The sequence below is a fragment of the Streptomyces sp. NPDC111520 genome, from assembly GCF_055635295.1.
This window is the reverse complement of sequence record NZ_JBVKBW010000007.1, coordinates 387,965-400,190: the sequence shown is the minus strand read 5'-3', so window position 1 is coordinate 400,190 and position 12,226 is coordinate 387,965. Positions and strand designations below refer to the sequence as shown.

Annotated in this window: 9 protein-coding genes; 5 read left to right on the top strand and 4 right to left on the bottom strand. The window is 74.8% G+C overall.

Going from position 1 to position 12,226, the window contains the following annotated elements; translation table 11 throughout:
* The first annotated feature begins 350 nt into the window (after positions 1-350).
* Together ACZ7MY_RS19405 and ACZ7MY_RS19400 are read left to right on the top strand one after the other, a co-directional pair.
* The gene (locus tag ACZ7MY_RS19405; protein WP_499603180.1) at positions 351-1,631 is read left to right on the top strand and encodes a VWA domain-containing protein; all 1,281 of its coding nucleotides are present in this window, start codon (positions 351-353) and stop codon (positions 1,629-1,631) included.
* The gene (locus tag ACZ7MY_RS19400; RefSeq protein ID WP_499603179.1) at positions 1,631-2,527 is read left to right on the top strand and encodes a hypothetical protein; all 897 of its coding nucleotides are present in this window, start codon (positions 1,631-1,633) and stop codon (positions 2,525-2,527) included. Before ACZ7MY_RS19405 ends, ACZ7MY_RS19400 begins: the two co-directional genes overlap by 1 nt.
* Positions 2,528-2,588: 61 nt before the next feature.
* Here the strand turns inward: ACZ7MY_RS19400 and ACZ7MY_RS19395 are convergent, their stop codons facing one another.
* The 3 genes from ACZ7MY_RS19395 to ACZ7MY_RS19385 form a co-directional block, all read right to left on the bottom strand.
* Entirely contained in the window at positions 2,589-3,023 is a 435-nt protein-coding gene (locus ACZ7MY_RS19395; protein ID WP_499603178.1) for an ankyrin repeat domain-containing protein, read from the bottom strand.
* A 10-nt stretch (positions 3,024-3,033) separates the two neighbouring features.
* Complete coding sequence (locus ACZ7MY_RS19390; RefSeq protein ID WP_499603177.1) at positions 3,034-4,125, bottom strand: WD40/YVTN/BNR-like repeat-containing protein; 1,092 nt, start codon at positions 4,123-4,125, stop codon at positions 3,034-3,036.
* 659 nt (positions 4,126-4,784) lie between these two features.
* Positions 4,785-6,116 (bottom strand): NsdA family TPR-like regulatory protein, encoded by a 1,332-nt coding sequence (locus ACZ7MY_RS19385; protein ID WP_499603176.1) that lies wholly within the window; start codon positions 6,114-6,116, stop codon positions 4,785-4,787.
* 282 nt (positions 6,117-6,398) lie between these two features.
* Here ACZ7MY_RS19385 and ACZ7MY_RS19380 point away from each other — a divergent pair, with 282 nt between their 5' ends.
* From ACZ7MY_RS19380 to ACZ7MY_RS19370, 3 genes are all read left to right on the top strand, one after another.
* Complete coding sequence (locus ACZ7MY_RS19380; RefSeq protein ID WP_499603175.1) at positions 6,399-7,364, top strand: hypothetical protein; 966 nt, start codon at positions 6,399-6,401, stop codon at positions 7,362-7,364.
* Between the two features lie 56 nt (positions 7,365-7,420).
* A complete protein-coding gene (locus ACZ7MY_RS19375) occupies positions 7,421-8,965 on the top strand; it encodes an APC family permease (RefSeq protein WP_499603174.1) in 1,545 nt (514 codons plus the stop codon).
* 107 nt (positions 8,966-9,072) lie between these two features.
* Positions 9,073-11,031 carry a primary-amine oxidase gene (locus ACZ7MY_RS19370; protein ID WP_499603173.1) on the top strand — a complete coding sequence of 653 codons (1,959 nt, stop codon included), beginning with the start codon at positions 9,073-9,075 and terminating at the stop codon, positions 11,029-11,031.
* Between the two features lie 77 nt (positions 11,032-11,108).
* Here ACZ7MY_RS19370 and ACZ7MY_RS19365 read toward each other — a convergent pair whose 3' ends face one another.
* Positions 11,109-12,116 (bottom strand): aldo/keto reductase family protein, encoded by a 1,008-nt coding sequence (locus ACZ7MY_RS19365; RefSeq protein WP_499603172.1) that lies wholly within the window; start codon positions 12,114-12,116, stop codon positions 11,109-11,111.
* Positions 12,117-12,226 lie beyond the last annotated feature (110 nt).

Here is a 12,226-nt window from a genome sequence, read left to right as displayed (position 1 = left end):
GTGCCGGGGCGAACGCCGTCCTGGCCGGACGCGGCGGTCCCGGGGGTCGAAAGGGAATCCCGGCGTGATGCCGCGTCAGCCTCGCACGAGGACCCCCTTATCGTCAATGGGACACTATGGATGTCGCGGGCGGCCGGCAGGCTACCGCGGGTGCGGCGGCCGGAGGGGCGGTGATCGGAATTGACGGACCGTCAGTACGGTGCGTCGAGCCGTACGAGAGAGGTGACCGCGGGCCGCCGCTGGTCAGCGCCGTGTGCCGGGGCCGGGGCGCGGTCCGCTCCCGAGAAGGCCGGAGCGGCGCGGTCCGGGCCGAGTTGGGGGCGGAGGAGGATCTTCCATAGGATCCGCCAATGATCATAAGCAAACGGCTGGCGGTGGGGCTGTGCGGCCTCGCGGCCACCCTCGCCACCGCGCTCTTCCCGGCCGCGGCGCCGGCCGCCGCGGACGACGGGCCCGAGACCGCCCACGAGCCCCCCAAGGTCGAGCTCGTGCTCGACGTCAGCGGCTCGATGCGGGCCGACGACATCGACGGCAGGTCCCGCATGTCGGCGGCCAAGCAGGCGTTCAACGAGGTCATCGACGCGGTGCCGGACGAGGTGCGGCTCGGCATACGCACCCTCGGCGCCAACTACCCCGGCAAGGACAAGAAGGTCGGCTGCCGCGACACCGAGGCCCTCTACCCGGTCGGCTCCGTCGACCGCACCGAGGCCAAGACCGCGGTCGCCACCCTCGCCCCCACCGGATGGACGCCGATCGGGCCCGCCCTCCTGGCCGCCGGCAAGGACCTCGCGGGCGGCGAAGGCACCCGCCGCATCGTGCTCATCACCGACGGCGAGGACACCTGCCAGCCGCTCGACCCGTGCGAGGTCGCGCGCCAGCTCGCCGCCGAGGGCACCCACCTGGTCGTCGACACCCTCGGCCTGGTGCCCAACACCAAGATCCGCGAGCAGCTCAGCTGCATCGCCGAGGCCACCGGCGGCACCTACACCGCCGTCGACCACGCCGACCAGCTCTCCGACCGCATCAAGCAACTCGTCGACCGCTCGGCCGACAACGTGGTCGTCACCCCCACCGTCACCCAGGGCGCCGACCGTTGCGCCGACGCCCCGCTGCTCGGGGCCGGCGTCTACAGCGACCGCGAGGAGTTCACCGAGCACCGCTGGTACCGGGTGAGCGTCACCGACGGCCAGGAACTGCGCGCCTCCGTCAGCGTCGGCGCCGACCGCGCCGTCAACCGCGACTACGGCGTCCTCGTACGGGCCGTCACCACCGGGGGCCGGGAACTCGTCCGCGGCTCCGACGCGAGCAGCGGACGCACCGACGTCATCTCCTCCGGACTGCGCTACGCCTGGCCGGAAGCCGACGACGACGCCGCCGCGACCGCCCGCACCGTGTGCATCGAGGTCAGCAACTCCTTCTCCGCCCCCGACGCCGTGAAGCGCACCCCGGGCCTGCCGCTCGAACTCAGCGTCGACCTGGTCTCCTCGCCCGACGAGCCGTCCGACGTCGCCTCCTTCGGCCTGGGCCGCGGCTGGTGGCTGCTGGCCCTGCTGGTCGTCACCGGCCTGGTCGCCGGTGTGCTGTGGGGCTGGATCTCGCGCTGGCGCGTCGCCGTCTGGAGGACCAACTGATGCGTACCATCCGAACGGCGCGCCGGGCGGCCGCCGTACTGCTCGCCGGCGCGGCCCTGTTCGCCGCCGGGACGGGCACCGCTGCCGCTGACGACGCCACACCCAGCCCGTCCCCGAGCGGCACCGGGGCCACCGAGGAGACCGTCCAGCCCGGTACCGGGTTCCGCACCGCGGGCAACCTCCGGCCGGGGGTGCGGACCGCCCCGTCCAGCGCCTCCACCGGTGACTACCTCTACTGGGTCTTCCCCGCCGCCGCGGGCGAGGTGCCCACGGTCTCCGCGACCGTCACCCTGCCGGAGTCCGCGTCCCGGCACGGCGGCCAGACCTGGCAGCTCGACGTCTACGACGGTCTGCGCCGCCGTCAGGCGTGCACCTCGGGCAAGCCCACCAGGACGGCGTCCGCGCAGGACACCCAGCTGGAGCTGAGCTGCCGGCTGCGCACCGTCCGCGCGTGGTCCGAGGCGTGGGCCGACGACCCGCTGCCGGGCGCGTACTACATCCGCCTGACCGTGCTGCGGCTCCCGGACCAGGACCTCGGCCTGCCGGTCCAGGCACAGGTCGGCACCACCTCGACGGACGCGGGCGGCTCCAAGGCCGTCGACGGCGAACTCGCCGCCCCGCTCACCCCCGTCGCCAAGGCCGGGGCCACCCTCGACCCCAACGCCGTGCCGTCCGTGTCCGCCACGGAGGAGTCCGACGAGGCCGCGGACGACGAGGCCGACCCCAGCGCCTCCCCGGTGCCGGCCGGTCTGGCCCAGCCCGAGGACGGCTGGGGCGGCGGCTGGTGGTCCGACCGCTGGATCTGGACCGCGGCCGGCGGCGTGCTCGGCGCGCTCGCGGGCATCGCCGGCTACAGCCTCACCCGTGGACGGGGACGCGGCCGCCCGGTCGCCTGACCACGGACCCGGTCACGCGCCGGTACGGTGCCCCGGCGGCACCGTACCGGCGCGTCCGCGTTCACCGCTCCGTGGGGGCCGTCCCCCGCGCTGCCGCCGCGCGCAGCAGTTCGGCCGTCTCCGGGTGCGGACCGCGTTCCGCCCATTCCAGCGGGGTGAGCCCGGTGCCGTGGTCCTCGCGCAGCCCTGGGTCGGCGCCGTGGGCCAGGAGCTGACGCACCGTCTCCACGTGGCCCCAGCAGGCGGCGGCGCACAACGGGGTGCCCTCGTCGCCGTGGCCGCTCTCGGTGTCCGGCCGCGCCCCGGCCGCCAGGAGCAGCGCGGCCACGGCGGGCGCGCCATTGACCGACGCCGCGTAGAGCGGGGTCGTCCCGACCGGGTCGGCGTGCTCGGGAGACGCCCCCCGGCGCAGCAACTCCCCGGCCGCGCGCAGGGAACCGGACCCCGCCGCGGCCACCAGGGCCCGGCTCAGCTTCTTGCGACGTCTGCGGTTCACCGGGCGAAGGCTACGGGAGTACCGCCCCGCCCCGGCCGATCCCCAGGCGGGCGACGCGGCCCTGCTCACCGGCGGCCCAGCAGCCCAGGTCCGGGGCGCAGTCCACGGTGTCGTACGACCCGGTGTCGAACGTCCGCCAGCTCCGGCCGCCGTCCAGGCTCAGGTCGCTGCCCGACGGGCCCACCGCGATCGCCACGCGCGAGGAGTACGGCAGCCAGGTCACCCCCGAACGGTACGCGGCCGGGGGACGCCCGGAACGCGTCCAGGTGGCGCCGCCGTCCCGGGACACCGCGGCGGCCTCGGGGGAGGCCTGGTCGGGCCGGTAGTCCCCGCCCACGGCGATGCCGTGCCGCGCGTCGCGGAACGCCAGCGCGAACACCCCCTTCGCCGGGTCGCCCGCCGGCACCGTCGACGCCGCGGCCGTCCAGGTCAGCCCCCGGTCACGGGAGTGCAGCACGCGGGCCTGCGACGCCCCGCCGGTCGCCAGCCACACGTCGCGCGGGCCGCGGCTCACCAGGCACTGACCGCTCGCCGCGAAGGACGCCTCGCCCACGAGCGCGGGCGGCCTGCCGGCCGAGGGCAGCACCCGCCAACTGCGGCCGCCGTCACCGGTGGACAGCATCCGGTACCTGCCGTCGACGGGGTCGCTGACGGCGAGGCCGTGCCGGTCGTCGAAGAAGGTCACGCAGTCGTAGAACGCCCGGGGGTCGGTGTTGCGGAAGGCCTCCGTCCAGGTAGCGCCGCCGTCCTGGGTGCGCAGCACCCGGGAGGCCTCGCCCTCGCCGATCGCCAGCACCACCGCGCGCCGCGCGTCGAACGCCTCGACATCGCGGAACTGCAACTCGGCGGCGCCCGGCGGCGACACGTCCGCCCAGCGGCGCCCGCCGTCCACCGTCCGCAGCACCTTCCCCTCGGAACCGGCCACCCAGGCGGTGCTCGCGCTGACCGCCGCCAGCCCGCGGAACCGGGCCGTGCTGCCGGTCTCCTTCAGCTCCCAGCGCGGACCGGGCCGTTCACCCGCCGCGCGGGCCGGGACCGCCGTCAGCGCGGCGAGCGCCGCCCCGCACAGCAGCGCCGTCCACACCCGTCTCATCGTCCCCATCGGCATCATGGCGCGGCAACCTAGCCGACCCCACGGCCCCGCACCAGACCGCCCGCCGCCGCGGCCCGTGCCCCGTGGCCCCGATACTCGTGTGGCGGCCGTGGCCCGAACCGCCGCCCTGCCGGCGGGCGGTGGGACGGGGGCGGCTGCGCGGGGCTGCGTGGGGGCGGCGGGGGCTCGTGGTTGCTGCTGGTGCCGTGCGCTCGTGTCGTAGGCGTTGGGCACGTGGGTTGCGTCGTCGGGTTGCGAGGCGGTCGGCGGAGGCGCGTGGCCGGCCCGTTGCCGTTGTTGGCGCCGGTCGCTCGGCGTGGGGTGCGGCGCTCGGCGCGCGGAGTTGCGTTGCGGCGCTGGGAGTTGCTTGGTCACCGCTCGTGCCGTGCGCTCGGGTTGCGCCGCCTGGCCGCCAGGCCGGGCCCGGCGGTGGTCACGTGGGCCGTGTCGTCACATGAGCTCCCCCAGCGCTGCTGGGTGGGGCACCCCTGGCCGGAGGCTGGGGGAGAGCATGTGACGACACGGCCCGCGGCCTGGTGGCGCACATCGGGTTGCCACGACCCGCGGGACGCAACCGCGCCGCGCGGCGGCCCGGCGTGCGCGGGCCCGCCGGCGTGCGGGGCGCGGGGCGCGGGGCGGCATCGCCACCGGGCGGCGCCCGGGGGACGTCAACGGGTCTGCGTCAGTGCCGTCCTGGCCTGCTCGAGCGCGATGGCCACCCGGGGCGACCCGCAGTCCCGGGCCAGGTCCACGGCGTCACCGGTGAGGGCGTGGGCCGTGTCGAGATCGCCGGTCCGGGCGCGGGCGAGGGCGGCGCGCGCGGTGTAGAGCGTGCGGTCGCGCCGGTAGAGGGGGTCCTGGATCGCCAGCGCCTTCTCCAGCAGCGGGGCCGCCTCCTCCGCCCGGCCGAGGTCCAGCAGCGCGATCCCGCTCTGCGCGGACAGCTCCGCCTCGTCGAACCAGTAGATCCACGACGGGTCGTCGTCCCCGGGCGCGGTGTCCAGCAGCCGCCCCGCCTCCTCCAGCGACCGCCGGCACGCCGCGTCCTCGCCGAGCCCCGCGTACGCCCGGGCACGGCGGGTGGCGAGCATCGCGCGGGTGCGCGAGGTCGCGCCCGCCGCCGCGGACTCCGCGGCCCGGGACGCCGCGAGCGCGTCGTCGTGACGGCCCGCGAACACCGCCTGGAGGCTCAGCCCCGCCCACAGGTTGGCGGCCTGCGGCCGGTCCTGCGCGCCGTGCGCGAGGCGCAGCCCGGTCAGGTAGTGCCGTTGCGCCGCCCCGTGCCGTCCGCAGTCCGTGGCCGCCCAGCCGCCCAGTTGAGCCAGGCCGGCGGCGACGCGCAGCAGGCGGGCGTCGAGCACGCCCCGGTACGGGCCCCGGCGCAGCAGCTCCAGGGCGATCCGCAGATCGGCCTCGACCCGGTGCCGGACGGCCTCGCCGCCGAGCCGGTCGTCGAGCCGGCGCAGCCCGAGCACTCCGCGCTCAAGCCAGGCCACGGTCTCCTCGTCGGCGACGGAACCCTCCCGCCCGGCGGCCGCACCCGCGCCGCCCTGCGGCGGCGCGCTCCGCTCGCCGTCCGTCCCCGCCGTCCAGTCGGCGACGGCGTCGCGGAACTCCGCCCCCTCGAGCACGGGGTGGCCGCGCGGGTCGCGTCCGCCGCCGTCCAGCAGGGCGTCCAGCGCGTCGAGACCGCCCGTCCGGGTCCACGGCAGCCCGTCGGGGATGCCGTCGAACGACGGTAACCAGCCGGGCCAGGGGCGGGCGTCGACCTCGCGCAGTGGTACGCCCAGCGCCCGCGCCAGGGCGCGCTGGCTGTCCCTCTCCGGCACCACGCCCCAGTGCTCCCAGCGCCACACCTTCTCCCGCCGGGCCGCCATGGGCACGCCGAGGGCACGGGCGTTGTCGGCGACGACCCGGGCGAGGTCCTGGTAGCTCCAGCCGTGGCTGCGCCGTACGGACGCCAGGGGATGGGACGGCGCCGACGCGGTGTCGTCCGCCACGGCATTGCTCCTTCGTCTGATGTTCGTAGGTTCGAATATCAGGCGGGACCCGTGCCGCGCAGGCGATCGCCGCGATCCGTCCCCGATCCGCCCTCCGTCCTTCAGGGGGGCGTACGCCCGCGCTCGGACACGCGTGCGGGACTACATCGAGACAACAGGCCCGGGCTTGAAGTGGACCTGCTCATACCGGTTGGCTTTGTGTGATCAAGCGATCACCGGACGCCGAACGGGAACCCCGCCCCGGGCCGGACATCACGTGCGCGCCGTGGAGGCACCCCGAGGATGACTCCTCCTCCACCCCCGTTCGGTTTCTCCCGCTCCCGGGACGACCTGCGGTTCGACCCTGCCCTGGACGACGAGCCCCTGGCCGACGCCCGCGCCGCGCTCGCCCAGGGACGCTGGCCCGCCGTACGCAGCCTGCTCGCCGAGACCGGCGACGACTGGGACCGCCGGGGCCACCGCATGGTCGTCCTCGGCGAGGGCGGCGCCAGCGCCATCTGGGCCCGCGAGTGGCAGCTCGCCGAACCCGGCAGCTCCGACGCGGCCGCGCTGCTGGCCTGCGCCACGGTGTTCCGCGTCGTCGCGGGCAAGGAGAAGCCCGAACGGGCCCGCGAGGCCTGCCTCGCCGCCGCCGCGCTCACCCCGGCCGACCCCACCCCGTGGCTCTGCCTGCTGATCCTGGCCCGCCACACCGGCAGCGACGACGAGCAGATACGCGCCTTCGACCAGGTCCGCGGCCGGCACCGCAGCCACCACCACGGGCACCACCTGATGGCCGCCTGCCTCGCCGAACGCCCCCAGGCGGCAGCCGACGGCGAGGCCTTCCACGAGGTGTACGAGTTCGCCGACTGGGCTGCGGGCGAGGCACCTGCCGGCTCACCGCTGGCGGTCCTCCCGGTCGTCGCCCACGCCGAGCTGTACCGCGTCCTCGCCACCGCCGGGACCCTGCCCGCCGACCCCGCCACCTCCGGGCACTGGGACGGCTGGCGCGCCCGGCAGGCGCTCAAGCGGGGCTTCGACTGGTGGCTGGAGTTCGACGACGACGGGCACGACCACCCGCGCCTCCAACTCGACCTCAACTTCCTCGTCCACGCGCAGTTCCTGCAGGGCCGCAGTGCCGAGGCCGCGGCCCTGTTCAACCGGATCGGCGCCCACGCCACCCGCATCCCGTGGGCCTATCCGGACCGTGACCCCAAGAAGGCCTTCCGCGCCGCGCGGGAGGCCGTCCTCGGCCCCGGCTCCGCTTAGGGCCCGCCCCACATGACGCACCAGCACCACCCAACCCCTCCCAGGAAGGAACCGCCATGCTGACGGGCAACAGCGGGATCAGCACGTTCAAAGGCGAGGAGAGAGCCCTGCGGGCCGACCGCCTCGGCATGTCAGGCCTGCTGCTGTCGGTGGTCGCGGCCAGCGCGCCGCTGATGGTGGTGGCGGGCGTCATGCCCACCACGTACGGCGTGATGGGCATCGTCGGACAGCCGCTGCTGTTCGTCATCCTCGGCGTGGTGCTGCTCCTCTTCAGCGTCGGTTACGCCGAGATGAGCCGCCACGTCCACAACGCGGGCGCCTTCTACGCCTACATCGCCCGCGGGCTCGGCGGCACCGCGGGCGCCGCAGCGTCGCTCGTCGCCCTGGTGTCGTACAGCGCCATGCAGTTCGCGGTCTTCGGCCTCTTCGGCTTCGAGATCTCCGGTCTCTTCCAGACCTACCTCGACACCACGATCGCCTGGTGGATCCCGGCCGTCCTGGGCGTCCTCCTGGTCGGCGCGCTCGGCTGGCTCAAGATCGACGTCAACGCCAAGGTGCTCGGCGTCCTCCTGCTCATCGAGATCGCCCTCGTCGTCATCTTCGACGTCGCCGCCGTCGGCAGCCCCGCCAAGGAGGGCCTGTCGCTGCACGCCTTCGACCCGAGCACGCTCAGCGGCGCGGGCCTCGGCACCGCCCTGTGCTTCTGCATCGCCAGCTTCGTCGGCTTCGAGCAGTCGCCGGTCTACGCCGAGGAGACCAGCCGGCCGCAGGTCGTGGTCGCCCGGGTCACCTTCCTGGCCGTCACCTTCGTCGCGGTCTTCTTCGCCCTCAGCTCCTGGGCGCTGAGCATCGCGGCCGGCCCGTCCCAGATCGTCGAGGAGTCGCAGAAGCAGGGCCCGGGGCTGCTCTTCGGCCTCAGCGAGTCGATCATCGGGACGGCCTTCACCGACATCCTGCACGTCCTCTATGTGACGGGCATGTTCGCCTGCCTGCTCAGCTTCCACAACGTGGTCGCCCGCTACGCCTTCGCCATGGGCCGTGAGGGCCTGCTGCCCTCCGCCTTCGGCCGCACCAACCCCACCAGCGGCGCACCCGCGTTCGGCTCGCTGCTGCAGACGCTGGTGTCCCTCGGCTTCGTGGTCGCCTTCGCCGTCACGGACGGCAGCGCGGCGGCCGACCACGACCCGACCGCTCCGGTGCTGAAGCTCTTCACCTGGTTCGGCAACGTCGGCGCCCTCGGCGTCATCGTGCTGCTGGCGACCGCGTCCTTCGCCGTCATCGGCTACTTCGTGCGCCGCGGCGCGCTGCGCACCCAGGCGCCGCGCATCGTCGCCTCCGCCCTCGCGGGCGTCGCGCTCGTCGTCATCGCCGTCTACGCCGTCAAGGACTTCGACGTCCTGGTCGCCGGCGACGGCTCCGCCGTCTCCTGGGTGCTGCCCGGCATCATCGGTGCCGCCGTCGTGGCCGGCCTGGTCTACGGGGCGGTGCTGCGCGCCACGCGTCCCGAGGTGCACGCCCGCATCGGCCTCGGCAACGAGGCGTTCCGGATCGAGCAGGCCCGGGAGACCTCGGGCGCCGACGCGGAGACCGCCGCCTCCTGACCGTGCCCGGCCCGCCGCCACCCTCCGGGGGGCGGCGGGCCGCAGCCAGGTCCGCAGTGCCGTCCGCCCCGTAGCGCAACGACTCACATCCACAAGAGGGTTGTCCCATGTCCTCCTGCTGCCACACCGACGCCGACGCCGCGCCCGCCGCGCCCCACCCCCTCGACCCGCTGACCGCCGACGAGATATCCGCCGCCCGCCGCATCCTCGCCGAGGACGGCCGGGTCACCGACACGACCCGCTTCCCGCTCGTCCTGCTCGACGAGCCCGACCGGCACACCGCCGACGCCCACCGCGACGGCGACCCCGTGGTGCGCCGGCTGCGCGTCACCCTGCTGGACTCGGCCACCGGCGCCGCCGCCGAGGCACTGGTCGACGTCACGGCGGGCGCCGTCGTCGCGCACCGCGCGCTGGACACCGCGGAGGAGGGCCAGCCCCCGGTCACCTTCGAGGAGTACGAGATCGTCGAGCAGGTCGTCAAGGCCGATCCCGGCTGGCGCAAGGCCATGGCCGAACGCGGCGTCACCGACCTCGACCTCGCCGTCGCCGCGCCCCTCGGCGCCGGCCCGCTGCGCTTGGCGGACCGCCCCGGCGCGCGCCTGATGCGCTCCCTGACCTGGCTGCGCTGCGACGCCTCCGACAGTCCCTGGGCGCACCCGGTGGCCGGGCTCGTCGCCGACGTCGACGTCATCGAGCGCAAGGTCGTCCGCCTGATCGACACCGGGGCCCTGCCCGTCCCCACCGAATGCGGCCGCTACGAGGCCGAGTTCAACGGCCCGGCCCGTACCGACCTGCGCCCGCTGGAGATCGCCCAGCCCGAGGGGCCGTCCTTCTCCCTCAGCGGCCGACTGCTGACCTGGCAGAAGTGGCGCCTGCGCATCGACTTCAACGGCCGTGAGGGCCTCGTCCTCCACCAGATCGGCTACGAGGACGGCGACCGCGTCCGCCCCGTCCTGCACCGCGCGTCACTGGCCGAGATGGCCGTCGCCTACGCGGAGCCCGGCGACGACCGCAACTGGGTCGCCTTCCTCGACGCCGGCGAGTACTCCCTCGGCCGCAACGCCAACGCCCTGAAGCTGGGCTGCGACTGCCTCGGCGAGATCACCTACCTCGACGCCGTCCTCTCCGACGACCTCGGCAACCCCGAGACGCTGCCCAACGCGATCTGCATCCACGAGGAGGACTACGGCCTCCTGTGGAAGCACACCGACATCTTCAACGACATGGCCGCCGACAGCCGCCGCGCGCGCCGCCTGGTGGTCTCCTACATCGCCACCGTCGGCAACTACGACTACGGCTTCTACTGGTACTTCCACCAGGACGGCACGATCGGCTTCGAGGCCAAGTCCACCGGCATCGTGCAGACCTCCGCCGTCGAGCCCGGCACGGCCGACGCGGTCGGCACGGAGGTCGCCCCCGGCCTGCTCGCCCCGTTCCACCAGCACCTTTTCTGCGTACGGCTGGACGCGGCGGTCGACGGCCACGCCAACACCGTGGAGGAGGTGGACGTCGTCCCGGTGCCCGGCGGCCCGGACAACCCCAACGGCAACGTCTTCACCACCCGGGTCACCCCGCTCGCCGACAGCGCCGAGGGCGGCCGTCTCGCGGACCCGCTGGCCGGTCGCCGCTGGCGGATCACCAACCCCGGCTCCCTCAACCGCATGGGCAAGCCCGTGGCGTACACGCTCGTGCCGCAGCCCGGCCCCGTCGTCCTCGCCCAGCCCGGCTCGGCGGTCGCCCGGCGCATGGCCTACGGCACCAAGCACGTGTGGGTCACCCGCCACCGCCCGGAGCGGCGCTTCCCCGCGGGCGACTACCCCAACCAGAACGCGGGCGGCGCCGGACTGCCCCGCTGGACGGCGGCGGGGGAGTCGCTGGAGGACACCGAGCTGACCGTCTGGCACACCTTCGGCCCCACCCACCTGCCGCGGCTGGAGGAGTGGCCGGTCATGCCCGTCGACCACAGCGGGTTCACCCTCAAGCCGACCGGCTTCTTCGACCGCAACCCCTCGCTGGACCTCCCCAAGGAGACGCCGCGCGGCGAGGGCCACTGCCACACCGCCTGACGCGCGCCCCGGCCCCCGCGACGGCACCCGTCCCGGCCCCGCGACCCGAACGGATCGCGGGGCCGGGACGCACCGGCTCAGGAACGGCGCGAGGCGGGAACGTTGTCGTGGACCCGCTTGGGGTCGGTGACGGCGACCGGCGCCAGGATCTCCTCGATCCGGGCCAGCAGGTCCTTCTCCAGGACGACGCCCGCCGCCTTGGCGTTCTCCGCGACCTGCTCGGGGCGGGACGCACCGACGATGGCCGCCGAGACGTTGGAGTTCTGCAGCACCCACGCCACCGCCAGCTGGGCGAGCGAGAGCCCGGCCTCGGCGGCGAGCGGCTGGAGCCGCTGCACCGCGTCGAGCACGTCGTCGCCCATCCAGCGCGAGATCATGTTCGCGCCGCCCTTGTCGTCGGTGGCCCGCGAGCCCGCCGGCGGCTCCTGCCCCCGCCGGTACTTGCCGGTCAGCACACCCTGCGCGATCGGCGAGAAGACGATCTGGCCCATGCCCAGCTCCTCGCAGGCCGGGACGACCTCGCCCTCGATGACCCGCCACAGGGCGTTGTACTGCGGCTGGTTCGACACCAGCGGGACGTGCAGTTCCCGGGCCATCGCGTGGGCACGCCGGATCTGCTCCGCCGGCCACTCCGAGACGCCGATGTAGAGGGCCTTGCCCGAGTGCACGACGTCGGCGAAAGCCTCCATCGTCTCCTCGAGCGGGGTGTCCACGTCGAAGCGGTGCGCCTGGTACAGGTCGACGTAGTCGGTCTGCAGGCGGCGCAGCGAGCCGGCGATCGACTCCATGATGTGCTTGCGCGACAGCCCGCGGTCGTTGCGGCCCGGGCCGGTCGGCCAGTACACCTTGGTGAAGATCTCGATGCCCTCGCGGCGCTCGCCCTTCAGCGCCTCGCCGAGGACGGACTCGGCACGCGTGCCCGCGTAGACGTCGGCCGTGTCGAAGCTGGTGATCCCGGCCTCGAGCGCCGCGTGCACGCACGCCGTGGCGGCGTCCGCCTCCACCTGCGAGCCGTGGGTGAGCCAGTTGCCGTACGCGATCTCGCTGATGACCAGGCCGCTACGGCCGAGATGGCGGTATTCCATGGGAGCGAAGCCTCCGTTGGCGTGTCCGTGAATGCCGGCCGGCCCGGGTGCGGGCGCACCGGGGCATGCCGGCGGCTCGGCGCCCGGGCGGGCGTCGGCCGCAGAAAAGG